The organism is Catalinimonas alkaloidigena (assembly GCF_900100765.1).
Lineage (GTDB): Bacteria > Bacteroidota > Bacteroidia > Cytophagales > Flexibacteraceae > Mooreia > Mooreia alkaloidigena.
On record NZ_FNFO01000008.1, the window covers coordinates 219747 to 237096 of the forward strand.

Sequence of the window (17350 nt, forward strand, 5' to 3'; positions counted from 1 at the left end):
GATTACTTTCTGACAATACTGGCCGAGATAACCGCTTCGCAAACCAGTTTGTTGCCGACATAGGCACGTCCGTGCATTTTGGCAATACCGCGCCGGATGGGCGCCAGGAGTTCACATTTAAATACCAGCGTATCGCCCGGAGTCACGATCTTCTTAAAGCGGCAGTTGTCAATCCCCAGGAAATACGTCCAGTAGTTTTCAGGATCGGGAATGGTGTTCAGCAAAAGAATACCTCCCGTTTGCGCCATCGCTTCGATTTGCAGCACCCCCGGCATCACCGGGTTGCCCGGGAAATGCCCCGCGAAGAACGGTTCGTTGATCGTCACGTTCTTGACGCCTCCCACGGAGGTCTCGTCGAGGTGAAAAATTTTATCGACCAGCTGAAACGGATACCGGTGCGGCAACACTTTGGCAATCTGGTTGCTGTTGAGCACGGCCGGCATTTTCGGCTCGTAGTCCGGGATCTGCTTCTGTTCGAGTTCGTTCATGCGCTTTTTCAGCTTCCGGGCAAACGCCACGTTGGCCGCGTGGCCAGGGCGGGCAGCCAGAATCTGCGCCTTCAGCGGGCGGCCAGCCAAGGCCAGGTCACCTACCAAATCGAGTAGCTTGTGGCGGGCGGGCTCGTTTTTGTAACGCAGTTCGACGTTGTTCAGGATGCCCTCCGACTTAACGGCCACCTTGGGCTGGTTGAACAGCTGCGCCAGCGAATCGAGTTCTTCTTCTTCTACCACCCGGTCCACCACCACAATGGCGTTGTTCAGGTCGCCGCCGCGAATCAGGTTCTGCTTGTGCAGCGCTTCGAGTTCGTGTAGAAAGCAAAACGTCCGGCAGGCGGCAATTTCGTCCGAAAATTTCTTGATGTCGGTCAGCGAAGCGTGCTGGCTGCCCAAAACCGGCGAGTTGTAGTCGACCATCACGGTCAGGCGGTAGTCGTCGAGCGGCAGCGCGGCAATCTCCACATTACGCGGCTCGTCTTTATAAAAAACGCTCTCGGTAATTTCAAAGAAGTTGCGCAGGGCGTGCTGCTCCTGAGTGCCGACTTTTTGCAGGGCTTTGACAAATTCCTGCGAGCTTCCATCCATGATGGGCGTTTCCGGTCCATCCAGTTGAATAAGCACGTTGTCGATTTCCAGACCGACCAGGGCGGCCAGCACGTGCTCGACCGTGTTGATCCGCGCACCGTTTTTCTCAATGGTGGTTCCCCGCGAAACATCCACGACGTAGTCGACATCGGCTTCCACGACCGGCTGGCCGTCAAGATCGACGCGCTGAAACTTGATACCGTGATGCGTAGGAGCTGGTAAGAACGTCATCTGGACAGGCGCTCCCGTATGGAGGCCGACCCCGGCGATCTCTACTTTATCCTTAATTGTGTGTTGCTTGGTATTCATTAGGCTGGACTTCCCCCATCGGAAGTGGGCAAATTTAGAAGTTTTTCTTCGAGATTTTCAATGCGTTGGAGCAATTCGGGGAGCTTGCGGAACAGGGCCGAGGCCTTTAGATACGGCTTTAGGGCAAAGGCCGGCGAGCCCATCACGGCCGTATTTTCTTCTTCAATGGACTTACTGATGCCCGATTGCGCGCCGATTTTTGTGCCGGCCGCCAGCGTCAGATGGCCCGCCAGGCCGACCTGTCCCCCAATCACGGAACGGGCACCTACCTTAGACGACCCCGAAAAGCCCGACTGCGCGGCGGTTACCGTATGTTCGCCGATTTCGACATTATGCGCCACCTGAATCAGGTTGTCGAGCTTAACGCCCCGCCGAATGAGCGTCGAGCCCATCGTGGCCCGGTCAATCACCGTGTTGGCTCCGATGTCAACGTGATCTTCCAGCACGACGTTCCCCACCTGCGGAATGGCGCGGTAGCTGCCGTCGGCCTGCGGGGCAAAGCCGAAGCCGTCGCTCCCGATGATGGCACCGGGTTGTACGGTGCAATGGTTGCCGATCACCACGTCCTGGCACACCCGCACCCCAGCATACAGGATGGTATGGTCGCCGATGGTCACTCGATCGCCGATGTACACGTGCGGGTAGATCTTGACGTGGCGCCCGATGCGGACGTGCTGTCCGATGTAGGCAAACGCGCCGCAGTACAGCCCGTCTCCGTACGTAGAGTTTTCGCCGATGAAGCTGGGCTGTTCAATGCCTTGTTTCTGCAACCCCACCAGACGCTGGTATTCTTCCAGTAGCGTCGTGAAGCTGGAGTAAGGATCGTCGACCCGGATCAGCGTGGTCGGCGGGGCCTGCCGCAGTTTCAGATCCTGCCGCACCAACACCGCGCTCGCGTGGGTGTCGTACAGGTACGGTTCATACTTCGGATTGGCCAAAAAAGCAATGGCTCCCTCCTGCGCTTCCTGAATTTTGCCCACCGTCCGGATACGAGCCTCCGCGTCTCCTTCTACGGTTCCTCCCAACAGGTCGGCTATTTGTTTGGTAGTCAGTTCCATGTGTGCGTGTCTTGCTCAGTATCCGAACCCGGGGTGTGAATCCTCCGACAGAGGCAAAGAGAGCTCCGCCAAAGCTCAAATTGCCTCAAATATAGAACATCTTTCGGGGATGGGGGTGCTTCCTCACGCGAAGGCCAGCGGACCCGCCTCTCGGGGCCAGCAGAGGAAATATTTTCGGACAATGCCGCTGAACGCCCGGAGGTTCTGCAGGTCGGACGCTTCTACAACGTCGATCACCTCACCGGATTTGCGCAGCAGGCGAATGGAGGCGGCCTTGGGTTGATACGCCGCATTGGAAATGTTGCCGTGCAACACCAGATACGAGAGATCGGCTTCGCTCACGCCCAGCTTCGCTTGCACCTGCTTTTGCAGTTGCGCGATCAGTTCCGGCGCAAACGGTTCGTTCGACAAACGCACCCGAAACAACTGTCGTTCCATCAGGGCCCGGCTCAGCAGCGCCAGCACCTGGTCGTTCGACTGGCTCCAGACTTTGACACTGGTCCACAGGTCGAAATCGTCGAGCGAGACAAAGGCGTTGAACGCATCGGGGTTTTGTTCCATCTCGTCCCACCGCACGTCCTGGCTCAGAAAAAACTGCAAGGCGGGGCTGGCAAACAAGGTTTCGCCGGCCTGTACCAGCTCGCGGGCCCGGCGGATGATCTGGATCATCATCTGCTCAGCGCTGACGGTCGTTTTGTGCAGGTACACCTGCCAGTACATCACGCGGCGCGCGTTCAGAAAACTTTCGATCGTGTAAATGCCCTTTTCTTCGACCACCAGTTCGTTCTCGTGCACGTCGAGCATCTTCAGGATGCGAATGGCCCCGATGCTCCCCTCCGACACCCCCGTGAAATAACAGTCACGCTTCAGGTAATCGAGGCGGTCTACGTCGAGTTGGCTGGAAATCAGCTGGTGAAAAAACCGACGCTCGTACTGGTTCGTAAACATCTGGATGGCCATTTCCAGCGCGCCGTTCAGTTCGCGGTTCAGGTGGTGCATGATGAGCAGCGACACCCGCTCGTGGGGAATGTTGTGCAGCAGGCTGTGTTCCAGCACGTGCGAAAACGGCCCGTGTCCGATGTCGTGCATCAGAATGGCGGCCTGCGCGGCCTCGTGCTCCAGATCCCAGATCAGGTGGCCTTTCCGGCGGAGGGTTTCCAGCGCCACTCCCATCAGGTGCAGCGCGCCCAGCGCGTGGTGAAAGCGGGTATGGAGCGCACCGGGGTAGACAAAATCGGTCATGCCCAGTTGCCGGATACGCCGCAGGCGCTGAAAATACGGATGTTCGATCAGGTCGAAAATCAGATCCGACGGAATGGTGATGAACCCATAGACCGGATCGTTGATAATTTTACGTTTGTTCAAAATAGCTCTCGAAAAATGGCCCGCCACGGGAGCACAAAGGTAGGCAGCGCGCGCCGTTCGCAGCGAACATTCGGGCGGTGACCTATACCAGACCGTGCCAGGGCGGCGTTATCGTAACGCGCAGGCCGCTGCAACGGTTTACAAGTTGCACCGTCCGCAGAAAAATGCGCTGGCCGACCGGTGCCCTCCGGCTCAACGAACGAGTCGAGCGACAAGCGGTATGATCTTTGTCCGCTTTGCAGGCGTGCCGAACCAGCAAGCCGACCTAACCTGCGCGAAGAAGCGCGTTGCGCTGTAACTTTCAATCGCTTAGGTCTGTACCTAGTTACGTCCGCCAACAACACATTCTTAGTTTTTAAACGAAATTCACCATGCAAAAATACCACATCCTCTGGGCCGACGACGAGATCGACCTGCTCAAACCCCACATCCTGTTCCTGAACAACAAAGGCTACGAAGTGACGCCGGTCAACAGCGGTGCCGACGCACTCGAACAGGTCGACGAGCAAAACTTCGACCTCGTGTTTCTGGACGAAAACATGCCGGGCATGACCGGGCTGGAAACGCTGGCGCAAATCAAGTCAACACGTCCGCATTTGCCGGTGGTGATGATTACGAAGAGTGAGGAGGAGCACATCATGGAGGATGCGATCGGGCAGAAAATCGCCGATTACCTGATCAAGCCGTTGAACCCGAACCAGATTCTTCTGTCGGTTAAAAAAATCCTCGACAATCGTCGCCTGGTCTCGGAGAAAACGAACATGAGCTACCAGCAGGATTTTCGGACCTTGAGCATGGCGTACCAGGACCGGATCGACCACGAGGAGTGGGCCGACATCTACAAAAAGCTGGTCTACTGGGAGTTGGAGATCGACAACACCGAAACCAAAAGCATGCGCGAAGTGATCGACATGCAAAAGGACGACGCCAACAATAACTTCGCGAAGTTTATCGAAGACAACTACGAGGACTGGCTGAACGATGCCGACGCCGACCGGCCGCTGTTGTCGCATCAGCTGATGAAGAAAAAGGTCTTTCCGCTGGTGAAAGACAAAGAACCGCTGTTTTTTGTGCTGATCGATAACCTGCGCTACGACCAGTGGCGTGTGTTGCAGCCCATCATCAGCGAGTATTTCGTGACGGAAGAAGAGTCGCACTACTACTCGATTCTGCCGACCACCACGGCCTACGCCCGGAACGCCATTTTTTCGGGCATGATGCCGAGCGACATGGCCAAGTACCACTCCAACCTGTGGGTGGACGATATTGACGACGAGGGCAAGAACAACAACGAAGAAGAATTCCTGAAAATCCAGCTGCAGAAGAACAAGCTGTCGCACCTACGCACGTCGTACCACAAGGTCATTACGGCCAACCAGGGCAAAGACGTGCTCGACAAGCTCAACAACCTGATGCAGAACGACCTCAACGTAGTGGTCTACAACTTTGTCGACATGCTGTCGCACGCCCGCACCGACACCAACATGGTGCGCGAGCTGGCCCCCGACGAGTCGGCCTACCGGTCGCTGACACGCTCCTGGTTCGAGCATTCGTCGCTGTTGGACTTCATCCGTCGCTTGGCCGATAAGGGTGCGCGGATGGTCATCACGACCGACCACGGCACCATCCGCGTAAAACGGCCGCACAAAATTGTCGGCGACCGCAACGTGAACACCAACCTGCGTTACAAACAGGGTAAAAACCTGGGATTCGACGAAAGCAATGTGTTCGTGGCCCGCAAGCCCGAGCGCTTCTACCTGCCGAAACCCAACGTTTCGACGGCCTATGTATTTGCCATGCAGGATTACTTCTTCGCGTACCCCAATAATTACAACTATTACGTCAATTATTACCGCGATACGTTCCAGCACGGTGGAGTATCGCTCGAAGAAATGATTGTGCCTTTTGTGGTACTAAAGGCCAAATAACTCGCTGGCTCTCTAGCGTTTACACTTAAAAAGCGGTCGTTCCTACAAGGGGCGACCGCTTTTCTTACATACCTAAGAATGTCAGTGAGATGATCGTTCAGAACGCCCGACCCGGCGTTAATTTTGATCACCTTCGTCGCTGCCTCCACGCTGGGAAAAAGCGCCGCCGAAGGGTTACCTGTTGCCAGGGCTCCTCCATTCAACCGGCACTTGTGCTCCAAAACGATTGACCTGCGTTGTGCCTGGCAACCTTACCGTTGTGTTGAAGAATGTTTGAAGAGATGAACGAACGCAAGAAAGCGGAACGGACGTTGGTCATGTCCCTCACCGCTACGGACGAAGGCCGAATGGAACGGGAAGCCGAGGCCCGTTTTACCAAAACGCAGGGCATCATTACCGCCCTGATCGGCACCTTTCTGGCCTTGTCCCTCATGGCCTTTTCCGACGAGTTTGAAGCGCCGACGTTTCTGTACGTGGCGGCCAGCGTCCTGGTGCTGTACGGCGTGGGGCAAGCCCTCCGTGGCGTTCGTCAGACCAAAGTTGCCCGCCGAACGCCCGCTCCCGTCGAGGCCGATGCCTGATTCTCTTACGAAACTACCGGTTTCGCTTCCTCTTGTTTCCGCAATGCCGTTTTCAGCGCCCGATGCCAGGCTTCGTAGGCCGCTTGCGTCGCGTCGCGTTCCGAAGCTTTAGGCTCAATGGTTTGCGTCGCCTGCAACCCCGTAAACGCTTCGGGTAGCGCCGCATACACCTTGGCCCCTACACCCGCACCACGCGCCGCGCCCTGCGCACCGTCGGTATTGTAAAGCTCCACCACCGCCCCGGTCACGTTCGCGAACGTTTGCCGGAACACCGGACTCAAAAACATGTTGGCATCGCCTGCCCGCACGGTATCGACGCCCATGCCCATGCTTTTCATCACTTCCATGCCGTAATTGAGCGCGAACACAATGCCTTCCTGCGCCGCGCGCAACAGATGCCGCCGGTCGTGCCGGTTGAAGTCCAGTCCCAGCACTTGCCCGCCTACCTGCTGGTTGCTCAGTACCCGCTCGGCCCCGTTGCCGAAGGGCAACACGCGGACCCCCTCGGCCCCAACAGGCACTTCGGCCGCGAGGCGGTTCATGTCCGGATAGCTGATGTCGCCCGCCAGCAGTTTGTTCCGCAGCCAACTGTTCTGAATGCCCGTGCCGTTGACGCACAGCAACACCCCATAGCGCGGCTGCATGGGCTGGTGATTTACGTGCACGAACGTATTGACCCGCGACTGCGCATCGTAGCGCGCGTCGTCGTTGATGCCGTACACCACGCCGGAGGTACCCGCCGTAGCGGCCACTTCGCCGGGATTCAACACGTTGAGCGAGAACGCGTTGTTGGGTTGATCGCCCGCCCGGTAGGCTACCGGAATGCCCGCCCTGAAGCCCAGTACGCTCGCCATTTCTGCCGAGACTTCGCCCTGCGGGCCGAACGTGGGTACCAGCGTCGGCAGCATGTCGGTCGAAAGGCCGTAATGGTCCAGCAGATTGGTGGCGATTCCGCCCTCCCGGAAGTTCCACAAAATGCCCTCCGAAAGGCCCGAAACCGTCGTATTGATCTCGCCGGTCAGGCGCATGGCCAGGTAATCGCCGGGCAACATAATTCTATGAATCTTCGCGAAGACCTCCGGCTCGTGGTCCTTCACCCATTTCAGTTTCGAAGCGGTAAAGTTGCCGGGCGAGTTCAGGAAATCGCTCAGGCACACCTGCGGTCCTAATTCCTCAAAGGCCTTTTCGCCAATGCCCACAGCGCGGCTGTCGCACCAAATGATGGAAGGCCGCAACACCTTGTGCTGCTGGTCGACCACCACCAGGCCGTGCATCTGGTACGAAATGCCGATGGCTCCTACTTCCTGCAAGTTGACTTTGGTACGCAACTGGGCCGTGGCCTCCTGCACATACCGCCACCACAGTTCCGGATCTTGCTCGGCCCAGCCGGGGCGTGGCGAAGCAATGTCCATTTCCTGACCGGGTGCAGAGGCAGAAGCCACCAGACGACCCGTGGCGGCGTCGATCACACTGGCTTTGATGGAAGAACTACCGAGGTCGTATCCGAGAAGAAGCATAGCAATACGTAGAAGTGTAGGTAAAATTCAGGCGTGGAAATTAAACAGTTTTACGGACTCTTTGCCCAGAAGCACTGTTCCAGGCAAAGCATTCTGCCTTACTAAAGGGCACGCCCCCACGCGCCTTACTCACTTCTTCCCGAAACGCCATGGGTCGGGCAGCGGCAGAATCAGAGTTTCGCGCCGATGCTCAGGCTGAGGATGCGGTAGGGCGAACCGTCTTGTTGTTCTAGCACACTCCGCAGGCCGTATTGATAGCGCAGGTCGAGGGTCAGAAACCAGAGGTCCAGCCCAACGCCCGCCTGTAAATCCGCCTGCGTGCGGTTGATGTCGTCGATGTCCACGTCGATGGTATTGGGCCGTACGTCAAATATTTGCGCGACACCCAGCCCCGCCATAATCCGCAGAGAAGAACTTTCGTCTTCGCTGGTGATCAGCTTCAGGCCACCCAGAATCGGAAACTGAATGGAATTCATGTTCACCACGTCGCGCTCGGTGGCCAGGTTGTTGATCTGCGCTTCGAGCTGCGTCGAGAGGCGAGAAAAGTTGGCTTCTACCTGAATGAACCCGCGCCCGCCGTACCGCACAAATCCGCCGTACTGGTAACCAACGCGGGCGTTCGAGTTGGGAACGGCCAGCGACGAAATATTGGTCCCGATCTGGGCACCGACGTTAAATTTCTGCGCAAAAGCCGGGGTTAAAAGAAGAAAGAAAAGAGAGGTCAGGATTAGTTTTTTCATGAGTAAAATCAAAAGCATGACAAATCGCCTCTACCAGAGGGCGTTGCTTTTTTATACGCAAAGAAATTTTTTTGGTCTTTTCTGCGCCTGACTTCTTGGCCGACGCCACCCCAGACGGTGCCCGACTCCCTACCCTCCTAGCGCTCCAGTTCCTGCAGAAGAACGTCGAACCGATGCAACAGCGGATCGAATTTCCGGCGGGCCGCCTGTTGGTTCAGCTTCCAGATGTAGTAATACAGCACCGTCGAAAAGGCAATCGGGAACAGCCCCGTCCACCACGGGTCGCCGCCCAGCGACACCAGCACCAGCCCCGCGTACAACGGTCCCAGGTACCAATACGCCACGCGTTCCAGCAGCCGTTTTTCCTGCGCGACGTAGGCGCGGGTCGCTTCCAGTTGTTGCTTGAGGCTGGACGTCTCTGCGGGGGAAGGGCGGTAGCGTTTCACGTGCCATAGCCGGTACGCGATGTAGCATCCCGCCACGACGATCACCCCGCAGCCAACCTGCGTCAGTCGCGAATCGGTAAAGTAGCCGATCAGGCCAAAGGCCAGGATTACCAGCGCATCGGCCCCGTATTCCAGCCGGTCGCGTTGCCGGATGCGCTGCGCAAGGCCGTCGTACTCCCGTCTCAGGGCCCGGACTAACTGCGGCGGATCGAGTTGAACGTCCATCTCGGCTTGTCCCTGCCAGAGGGCCTGAAGTTCCTGCTCATTCATATAATTCGAGGGGTAAACAAGTGCGTAATTTTTCTTTGATCCGCTTCATTTTCACGGCCACGTGGTTCTCCGAAATGCCCACAACCTCGGCGATTTCGCGGTAGGCCATGCCTTCGAGAAACAAAACAACCAGACTGCGGTCCGCTTCGGGTAGCGCGGCAATACACCGGTGCAGCAGCGCGTGCCGTTCCTGTCGTTCCCAGGTCGGTTCGTGCGACTCGCTCCGAAACTGAATTCCTTCCAACTGCACCTGCCGGCGCTGGTGGCGGTCCAGCTTGCATTTGGCTTTGATGCACACGTTTAGGGCGATGCGGTACAGCCACGTGGCGCGGTGAGCGTCGCCCCGGAAGGTCTCGAACGATTGCCACAATTGCAGCACAACTTCCTGAAACAGATCTTGTTGCGTGGCCTGATCGGACGCGTAGGCGCGGCAGATCCGCAACACGCGGTGTTTGTTGGCTTCGAGTAAGGCTAAAAACGGTTCCTGGTCCATGCCGGAAGCGGGATCTTTAAAGAAGTTAGTCCTCGCCTGCCGAAAAATATGACAACGGAACGCAAAAAAAGTGAGAAACCGCCCGAACGACCGGCTATTGATCGAAGGTGGCGACCTGCAGCTGCGTACCTACGGTACGATAGAGGCGGTATTTTTTCTCGTCGGCCCCGTACGTAAGGGCAATCGGATGGGGCGTGCGGAGCGGTTCCTCCAGCAACGAAACCCCTTGCCCGTTGTAAAGCCACGTAGAGCCCAGCGTAGTATCCGTCACTGCGATCACCTGCTGATCAGGCCCGAACGAATAATAAGTGACCACTTTGGGCGACGCCGATAGGTACGTTTTCTCCCAGCGTTCCGCCAGCGCGGCATTGAACAGGGTCAGGCGGTTGCCATCCTGCCGGGCCAGCACGTAAGCGCGGCCGTCGGCGGTAGGGCACAGTTGAAACCGGCTGTTGCGGCTGAGGCGCACCAGTTGTGTCCGGCGCTCGACCTTTCCTTCCAGGCTCAGACGCACCACCTCACCGCCGTCGGTCAGCAGCGTCAGGTACGAATCGCGCAGCCGTACACCCGGTTCCCAAAACGAAGCGCCGTACAAAGAATCGCCCAGGGTTACGGGGAACCCGGCGTATGTTTCGCCACGGCGGTTCAGCAGGTGTACGGTCCCGTTGCGCTGAATCACCACAAAACAGTCGCGTGTGCCCACCCGCACGTGGAAGGGAGCCGTAGCCAGCGGTGCTTTTGTGGCCAGCGGCTTCCAGCCGTCGAGCAGTTGGCCGTCGGTGTTGTAAAGGTAAATCGCTCCGCCCTGCGTAGCCGCCAAAATCCGGTACCGCCGACTTCCGTCGTAGTCGATGGCGCGCAGGTACTGAATCGGTAGCGTATCGGGCACGGTCCAGGGAAATCCTTTCACCGCATCGCCGTTCCGGTCGAGCAGCCATAGCTGGTGGGACGTAGCAAACAGGTAAGAGGGGGCTTTATCAGTCAGTTGCACTTGCGACAAATCGCTGACCAGCGGCTGTTCCAGCGCGCGGCGGAAAATCAACTGCCCCCGAGGCGACACCAGATAAAGCGCTCCGGACGAGTCCTGCATGCCGACCTCCTGCGGCCGGTGTTGTGCGTCGTGCACGAGCAGCGGGGCGGTGGTGAGTGAAGCCTCGGCCGAAACGTCGTACAACGACGCCAGCGCCCGTCCGCCTGGGGTTTCCAGCGTAGCATCGCCGGGCGTGTAGCGTAGCAGCAGCGTAGCGGGCATTTGCGTCCCGGTACGGCTCAGTTGTGCCGCCACAAAGCCGAACTGCCGCCACACAGGCGCGTACTGTTGCAACAGCGCCCGTCCTTCGGCCGAAGCCCCCGCCAGCAGGCGTTTCCAGGCCAGCCGGACGTTGACCATTACGCTGAGGTTGGCCCGCTCGGGCAACTCTTCGCGCCAGACATTCTGCTGCACCGACCGGCCCCATACTTCCTCGGCCTCAATGTCGAAGACCCAGGCTTTCAAGGTACGGACGCTGTTGGCCATCACCACCACGTCCTTCACTACGGCATAATAGGTCTGGTCAAAGCCTGAAAACGAGTTCCCGAGCCATACGGTCGGAAACTGCGCGACGGGCAACTGGCGGATTTCCGCCCCGATGTACGTCTCGACGTAAGGCTCTTCGTCGGCGCTTTGCAGTGTATCGCTCAAGGCTCGCAACTGACGTCGTGCCTCGGTCAGGTCGCTGGGGGCCAGAATCAACAACTGCTCCGGCACTTCGCTGCCGCCGCTTTCCAGCTGACAGAAGGCGACTTCACGACCCATCCAGCCGAACCAGTTGCGCAAATCGACGCCTTTCTGCCGCAACTGTTGCCAGGTGGAATCGGGCCGGGAGCCGTGCTTCTGGCGGTAACGCCACAGCGAATCGCCAAACGCCTGCGCATCAGAAATGCCCCAGTGGTACAACAGCGCCGTCCGGTTGGGCACCATGTCGAGCAGCGTAAGGGGCTGCGGCTCCTGCCCTTGCCACAGATCGATGAAATGCGCAGCGGAATCCGACGTAAACTGGCCGTTCATCAGAATTTGTTCCGCGCCGACGCTCACGTCGAACGAGGCCGATTGCGCCAGCGCCCGCCACGCCGCCGCCGTTTCGGGACGCGCCAGGACGTCGAGCCAGCGGGCCGAGCGGTCGGTGTTCAGGTACAGGTTGGCGGCATCGAGCTCCCAGTGAGCACCCTGCCGGATCTGCGGATTGAGGCGCAGGAAAGTAGGGCCTTCGTTGTTCCGGTTTCGGATCTGGTTGATGACTTCCTCCACCAGATCGGCCGAAAAACTGCCCACCAGTACGTTGTGGTAGCGCAGGTACGAAAACGTAGTGCTGTCGGCCGAAAGCTCGTGAATGGTGTAGCCCTGCAACGTGCGCCGGTGGGTTTGGATGGCCGGATTACGGCTGATTTCCCGCAGCAGCCGGTCAATTTCGCGGGAGAGGCCGGACGAACGGACGTCCAGCCAGAACAGGGCGGCGACGCGCATCCCCCGTGCATGGACCGAAGTCAGCAGAGGAATTTTGGGGCGTTCGCGTTGCGGACCTTCCTGAAACAGCGAGTCGAGGGGGTTGAGATGAGCGCTCATGACCTGTACGAGCGGCAGGCTATCCAGCGCCTGCCAGGGCGACTGCTGCGCCACTGTGTGCCAGCTACGCCACAAATCGGGCGTTTCGATCACCAGGGCGGTTTCGGCCGAAAGAAGCGTCCACGGGTCAAGCGGGGTGCGCGACTGTTGCCAGCGCCTGAAAAGCAAGAAGCCCAGCAGCAGCGCCACCACGACAAAGAAGAAAAGAAGAGTTTTTCGGTTCAAGCTAACGGCTACTTTGACGCAAAACTAGCCAATACGGCCCAACGCAACGAGTCCCATTTGAAAGGCGGAGTTTTCTCGTTTTCAGGGGGTTAGTCGGCGGCTTTGACTACGCGCTGCAAGTATCACATACACGGGACGCACGCCCTCCACTCCGCCTGCAAAGCTGTTTGCCCATCGTCCTTTCTTTTTATTTCGTCGAGCATTCCTCGTTTTTATTGCCGCATCTCTCTGGTGCTTCGTTTACCTTTGTTAAAACAAGTTTACTCGACAACCTATATGCAAAAGTTTCTATTTTTTTGGCTCGGCAGCCTCCTGCTGAGCGGTTCGCTCCTGGCCAGTGGGTTTCAGGTAGCGTTGCAGGGACAGAAACAGGTGGGTATGGCGCACACCGGCACCGGCCTGGCCCTCGACCCGGCCGCCCTCTTCTTCAATCCCGGCGCCATGAGTCACCTGCGCGAAAACGGCTTTACGCTCGGTGCCAGCGGCATCATCAGCAACATTGCGTTTGTCCGCAGTGGCACCACCACCACCTGGAACACCGACAACCCGGTCAGCACTCCCTTTGCGGTCTATGGGGTCTGGGGACCGAAAGACAGTCCCTTCAAATTTGGCATCGGGGCCTACACCCCTTACGGCAGTACCGTTCGCTGGGAAGAAAACTGGATCGGACGCAATCTGCTCGAACAGCTTTCGCTACGGGCCATCGCCATTCAGCCTACCATCAGCTACAACCTCGACGACCGCTTTGGGTTCGGCATTGGCCTGGTGTACGTCATCGGGGGCGTCAATCTGCAACGCCAGTTGCCCGTTACCGACCAAGCAGGCAACCCTGGTGAAGTGGAACTCGACGGCCGCGCCAACGGACTGGGCTTTAATGCCGGTTTTTACTTCCGCCCCCTCGAAGGGCTGTCCTTAGGAGCCACGTACCGCTCGCGTGTTGCCATGCAAGTCGACGGCGGCGACGCGAATTTCGACGTACCCGCCAGCGCCCGCGCCAGTTTTCCGGCCGGGAACACGTTCAACGCGACCCTGCCGCTGGCGGCCGTGGCCAGCATCGGCGTTGGCTACGAAGTCACCGACAAGCTTACGCTCGCCCTCGACATCAACTACACCTTCTGGGAAACGTACGATTCCCTCACTTTCGAGTACGAACAACCGCTGGTGGTGAACGGCCAACCGACCTCACGCACCGCCTCGCCCCGCGAATACCAGAATGCCTTTGCCTACCGGCTGGGTGCCCAATATCAGGCTTCGGAAGCCCTGGCGTTGCGTGCCGGTGCCTACTATGACGAAACGCCCGTCCGTACCGGCTACATGACGGCCGAGACGCCCGACGCCGACCGGGTAGGTCTGTCGGTAGGTGCAGGCTACCGGGTAGGGAAACTGGCCATCGATGCCTCGCTGCTGTTCATTCAGGGCATGGAGCGCGAGCAGACCGAGCAGGAAGTGGACGAGGCCGGCACAGCCAGTCAGGTCTTGCCCGGCCGTTACCAGTTGCAGGCGCTGATTCCCGGCGTTTCCGTTTCGTATCATTTTTAAGACTTTTCCTCCGCTTTGTATATGAAGAAGTATTCTTTTCTCGTCATAACGGGTCTGTGGTGGCTGGCGTCGGCTTGCGAACCCCAGATCGATGCACCGGCCCCCTCGTCGGGCGAACTCGACCTTTCGCGCTACGTGGCGGTCGGCAATTCGCTGACGGCAGGCTACGCGAACAGCGGCCTGTACCGCGAAGGACAATTGGTTTCGTATCCCAACCTGCTGGCGCAGCAATTTGCGCAGGTAGGGGGCGGTACTTTTGAACAGCCCCTTTTCGACGAAGCGCAGCGCAACGGCTCCGGCTACCTGACGCTTACCGGTTTTGCCAGCACGGGCGCTCCCCTCCTGACACCCGTCGCGGAAGAACGCGCCATCATCGGTATTGCTAAAAACGGCGTTTCGCCCCTCCTGATGCCTTATCAGGCGCAAAGCGGTACCACCGTGCAGAACCTGGGCGTGCCGGGCTTGCGGGTAGACAAAGTGACCGCGACCAATTACGGGGCCGACGTAGGACAGCCTTCGACTGATTTTAACCCTTTCTTTGAGCGGCTGGGGCCGGGCAGCGCGTCGTATACGACGTATGTGGGCCGCAGCGCGCCTTCGTTTTGTACGGTCTGGCTCGGCAACAACGACGTGCTGGGTTACGCTTCGTCGGGGGGCGTGGGGGCGTCCATTACGCCGGTCGGCACGTTTCGGTCCAATTTGCAGGGCGTTTTAGACGCGTTGATGCAACAGGACAGCGTACGGGGGGCCATTGCCAACCTGCCTTCTGTGACCGCAGCGCCCTACTTTACAACCTACGCGTACAACCTGTTAACTCTCACGGCCGAACAGGCCCAACAAGCCCAACAAGGATACGCGGATTACAACGCAGGCGTTCGCCAGTACAACGCGTCCGTACCGGCCGAACGGGCGCTGGATACCATTGCATTTCAAGCCGGCCCGAATCCGCTGGTCATCTTCGATGCCAGCATCCCGGCGCAATTGGGACAACGACGGCAGATCAAACCCGGCGAGCTGGTCCTCCTGACGCTGCCCACCGATTCGCTTGCGGCCGGGTGGGGCACGGCCAAGCCCGTTCCGAATCAGTACATCCTCACACGCCCTGAACTGGAGGCTGTGCGTGTCGCCACCGATCAGTTCAATGCCATCATCAGCGAACTGGCCACCGACTACAACCTGGCGCTGGTCAACATGAACCAACTTCTGAACCAGGTCCGTACCGGGCTCTCGTTCGACGGTGTGACGGTCAACGCTGGCTTTATCTCCGGAGGGGTGTTCTCGCTCGACGGCGTCCACCTCACACCTCGGGGCAATGCCCTGACTGCCAATCAGTTTATCCGGGCCATCAACGAAAAATACGGCACCGCCATTCCGTTGGTCAACGCCGTCGACTACGAGGGTGTCCGGCTACCCTGACCGCTGAGGCTCCACATAAAAAAGCGTTCTTCTGCCGACAGAAGAACGCTTTTTTATTGCACAAACGGTTCGTTTCAATCCTTCAGAAGGGGTCAGGCGTTGGTTTGCATGTCAAAAATCTTTTCCATCTTCAGCCACTTTTCACCGGGTTGAGCGTGCGGAAGGGATTTCTGAAAACGCCACATCAGGTTCTCCCACTCCTGCACTTTCGGATTGCTGGCGTCGAGCGCAGCTTTTTTCTCAAACGAGAAGTCGGGCGTGGTTTCCATGATCATAAAGAGTCGATCGGCCACGCGGTAAATCTCCATGTGCAAAATGCCGCTTTCGCGGATCGAATCGGCGATTTCGGGCCAGATGCGTTGGTGATAGCGTTCGTATTCGGCGATTTGCGCGGGGTCGTCTTGCAGATCGAGCGCCAGGCAATGGCGTACAGTAGAGGTCATAGCGTAAAAGCAGTTGCTGCTCAAAAAAACAAAATCTCTTTGTACCTGCCTGCGCGAAGCTTTGCATGCTTACCCCCCGCTGGCCAGCTCCATCAGCAGTCCGCAAAGGTACGCCGCGTAAGTACCGAGGGCGTAGCCCAGCACCGCCAACATCACCCCTACGGGAGCCAGCGCCGGATGAAAAGCCGAGGCCACCACCGGTGCCGACGCCGCACCTCCCACGTTGGCCTGGCTGCCCACCGCCGTAAAGAAGAACGGCGCGCGGATCAGCCACCCGACCAGCAGCAGCACCGTCACGTGTACCGCCATCCACACCAGCCCAATGGCGAAATAGCCCAGGTTGTTGAAAATCGCCAGGACGTCCATCTGCATTCCGATGGTGGCGATGAGTACGTACAGTAATACACTGCCCACCTTCGACGCCCCGACCCCTTCGAGCTGGCGCGCGGGCGTCAGGGAAAGCAACAATCCGCCGGTGGTGGCGATCACCACGATCCAAAACGTTTGCGACGTGAGGCTAAACTGTTCGAGCGCGGGCGCGTGGATGGCGATCCAGGGCGCAATGCTGCCAGCCAACAGGTGCGCCAGGCCGGTGACACCGAAGCCTGCCGCCACGATCAGGATCAGATCGGCTAGTTGAGGAATGCGGGCGATGCTGGCCTGGTAGTTTTCGACCCGCCGCTGGACGTCAACAATGGCCGAGCTATCGGCCCGGAACCAGCGATCGACCCGGTCGGAGATGCCCGCGCCGTACAGAAGAAAGGCCATCCAGACATTGGCGACCAGCACATCGACCACCAACATGGCCGAAAAGAGCGCTGCACTGGGTTCGAAGGTGCCCTTCATCGCGACCTGGTTGGCACTTCCGCCAATCCAGCTGCCGGCGATGGTTGCCAGCCCGCGCCAGACCGCATCCGGCCCTGAACCACCCACCAGATCGGGATCAAATATGGAGACCAGTAGTATGGCAATCGGGCCACCCACTACAATGCCGAGCGTCCCCGCCAGGAACATCACCACCGCCTTCGGCCCGAGTCGCACGATGCCTTTCAGGTCGATGGAGAGCGTGAGCAGCACCAGACTGGCCGGCAGCAGGTACCGCGCCGCCACCCCGTCCAAGTCGGACCGCGCGGCCGAAATGACGCCCAGCGAGTTGAAGATCGCCGGTACGAAGTAGCACAGCAGAAGCGCGGGCACGTAGCGATAAAATGCCTGGAAGGCCGGTTGCCGGGAAGTCCAGAAAATCGCTGCCAGAATGCCCAGCAGCAACCCTAGCACCACGGCATCGTTGGTAATCAGCGGTTCGGATGCATCCATAGAAATCTTGAAATTCGCC

Annotated in this window: 14 protein-coding genes; 4 read left to right on the forward strand and 10 right to left on the reverse strand. The window is 58.6% G+C overall.

Annotated features, from left to right (window positions below):
* Positions 1-2: 2 nt before the first annotated feature.
* The 3 genes from BLR44_RS19395 to BLR44_RS19405 form a co-directional block, all read right to left on the reverse strand.
* The gene (locus BLR44_RS19395; protein WP_089685156.1) at positions 3-1391 is read right to left on the reverse strand and encodes a bifunctional UDP-3-O-[3-hydroxymyristoyl] N-acetylglucosamine deacetylase/3-hydroxyacyl-ACP dehydratase; all 1389 of its coding nucleotides are present in this window, start codon (positions 1389-1391) and stop codon (positions 3-5) included.
* Positions 1391-2449, reverse strand: a complete 1059-nt coding sequence (gene lpxD, locus BLR44_RS19400; RefSeq protein WP_089685158.1) for a UDP-3-O-(3-hydroxymyristoyl)glucosamine N-acyltransferase — start codon at positions 2447-2449, stop codon at positions 1391-1393. The genes BLR44_RS19395 and lpxD overlap by 1 nt, the downstream gene beginning before the upstream one ends.
* 123 nt (positions 2450-2572) lie before the next feature.
* The gene (locus BLR44_RS19405; RefSeq protein WP_089685159.1) at positions 2573-3814 is read right to left on the reverse strand and encodes an HD domain-containing protein; all 1242 of its coding nucleotides are present in this window, start codon (positions 3812-3814) and stop codon (positions 2573-2575) included.
* A gap of 371 nt (positions 3815-4185) precedes the next feature.
* Between BLR44_RS19405 and BLR44_RS19410 the strand changes: the two genes are divergently transcribed.
* Both BLR44_RS19410 and BLR44_RS19415 read left to right on the forward strand, forming a co-directional pair.
* Positions 4186-5742: a T9SS response regulator signal transducer PorX gene (locus BLR44_RS19410; protein ID WP_089685161.1), complete on the forward strand. Its 1557-nt coding sequence runs from the start codon at positions 4186-4188 to the stop codon at positions 5740-5742.
* A gap of 281 nt (positions 5743-6023) precedes the next feature.
* Complete coding sequence (locus tag BLR44_RS19415; RefSeq protein ID WP_143017378.1) at positions 6024-6323, forward strand: hypothetical protein; 300 nt, start codon at positions 6024-6026, stop codon at positions 6321-6323.
* Positions 6324-6328: 5 nt separating this feature from the next.
* Here the strand turns inward: BLR44_RS19415 and BLR44_RS19420 are convergent, their stop codons facing one another.
* The 5 genes from BLR44_RS19420 to BLR44_RS19440 all read right to left on the reverse strand — a co-directional run bounded on the left by BLR44_RS19420 (position 6329) and on the right by BLR44_RS19440 (position 12616).
* Positions 6329-7840 carry a xylulokinase gene (locus BLR44_RS19420; RefSeq protein WP_089685166.1) on the reverse strand — a complete coding sequence of 504 codons (1512 nt, stop codon included), beginning with the start codon at positions 7838-7840 and terminating at the stop codon, positions 6329-6331.
* 170 nt (positions 7841-8010) lie between these two features.
* Positions 8011-8580, reverse strand: coding sequence for a porin family protein (locus BLR44_RS19425; protein WP_176956124.1), 570 nt, complete (start codon positions 8578-8580; stop codon positions 8011-8013).
* A gap of 137 nt (positions 8581-8717) precedes the next feature.
* The gene (locus BLR44_RS19430; protein WP_089685170.1) at positions 8718-9296 is read right to left on the reverse strand and encodes a hypothetical protein; all 579 of its coding nucleotides are present in this window, start codon (positions 9294-9296) and stop codon (positions 8718-8720) included.
* Positions 9289-9789 carry an RNA polymerase sigma factor gene (locus BLR44_RS19435; RefSeq protein ID WP_089685172.1) on the reverse strand — a complete coding sequence of 167 codons (501 nt, stop codon included), beginning with the start codon at positions 9787-9789 and terminating at the stop codon, positions 9289-9291. The genes BLR44_RS19430 and BLR44_RS19435 overlap by 8 nt, the downstream gene beginning before the upstream one ends.
* 94 nt (positions 9790-9883) lie before the next feature.
* A complete protein-coding gene (locus BLR44_RS19440; protein WP_143017379.1) occupies positions 9884-12616 on the reverse strand; it encodes a hypothetical protein in 2733 nt (910 codons plus the stop codon).
* A 276-nt stretch (positions 12617-12892) separates the two neighbouring features.
* Between BLR44_RS19440 and BLR44_RS19445 the strand changes: the two genes are divergently transcribed.
* A complete protein-coding gene (locus BLR44_RS19445; RefSeq protein WP_089685177.1) occupies positions 12893-14155 on the forward strand; it encodes an OmpP1/FadL family transporter in 1263 nt (420 codons plus the stop codon).
* Between the two features lie 21 nt (positions 14156-14176).
* Entirely contained in the window at positions 14177-15571 is a 1395-nt protein-coding gene (locus BLR44_RS19450) for an SGNH/GDSL hydrolase family protein (protein ID WP_089685179.1), read from the forward strand.
* A 92-nt stretch (positions 15572-15663) separates the two neighbouring features.
* Here BLR44_RS19450 and BLR44_RS19455 read toward each other — a convergent pair whose 3' ends face one another.
* Together BLR44_RS19455 and BLR44_RS19460 are read right to left on the reverse strand one after the other, a co-directional pair.
* The gene (locus tag BLR44_RS19455) at positions 15664-16014 is read right to left on the reverse strand and encodes an L-rhamnose mutarotase (protein ID WP_089685181.1); all 351 of its coding nucleotides are present in this window, start codon (positions 16012-16014) and stop codon (positions 15664-15666) included.
* Between the two features lie 69 nt (positions 16015-16083).
* Positions 16084-17331, reverse strand: a complete 1248-nt coding sequence (locus BLR44_RS19460; RefSeq protein WP_089685183.1) for a DUF819 family protein — start codon at positions 17329-17331, stop codon at positions 16084-16086.
* Between the last annotated feature and the right edge of the window lie 19 nt (positions 17332-17350).

Coding starts and splice junctions, on each gene's coding strand:
- BLR44_RS19445 (WP_089685177.1), top strand. CDS start 12,893: ATGCAAAAGTTTCTATTTTTTTGGCTCGGCAGCCTCCTGCTGAGCGGT.
- lpxD (WP_089685158.1), bottom strand. CDS start 2,449: ATGGAACTGACTACCAAACAAATAGCCGACCTGTTGGGAGGAACCGTA.
- BLR44_RS19460 (WP_089685183.1), bottom strand. CDS start 17,331: ATGGATGCATCCGAACCGCTGATTACCAACGATGCCGTGGTGCTAGGG.
- BLR44_RS19435 (WP_089685172.1), bottom strand. CDS start 9,789: ATGGACCAGGAACCGTTTTTAGCCTTACTCGAAGCCAACAAACACCGC.
- BLR44_RS19430 (WP_089685170.1), bottom strand. CDS start 9,296: ATGAATGAGCAGGAACTTCAGGCCCTCTGGCAGGGACAAGCCGAGATG.
- BLR44_RS19425 (WP_176956124.1), bottom strand. CDS start 8,580: ATGAAAAAACTAATCCTGACCTCTCTTTTCTTTCTTCTTTTAACCCCG.
- BLR44_RS19450 (WP_089685179.1), top strand. CDS start 14,177: ATGAAGAAGTATTCTTTTCTCGTCATAACGGGTCTGTGGTGGCTGGCG.
- BLR44_RS19395 (WP_089685156.1), bottom strand. CDS start 1,391: ATGAATACCAAGCAACACACAATTAAGGATAAAGTAGAGATCGCCGGG.
- BLR44_RS19455 (WP_089685181.1), bottom strand. CDS start 16,014: ATGACCTCTACTGTACGCCATTGCCTGGCGCTCGATCTGCAAGACGAC.
- BLR44_RS19420 (WP_089685166.1), bottom strand. CDS start 7,840: ATGCTTCTTCTCGGATACGACCTCGGTAGTTCTTCCATCAAAGCCAGT.
- BLR44_RS19415 (WP_143017378.1), top strand. CDS start 6,024: ATGAACGAACGCAAGAAAGCGGAACGGACGTTGGTCATGTCCCTCACC.
- BLR44_RS19410 (WP_089685161.1), top strand. CDS start 4,186: ATGCAAAAATACCACATCCTCTGGGCCGACGACGAGATCGACCTGCTC.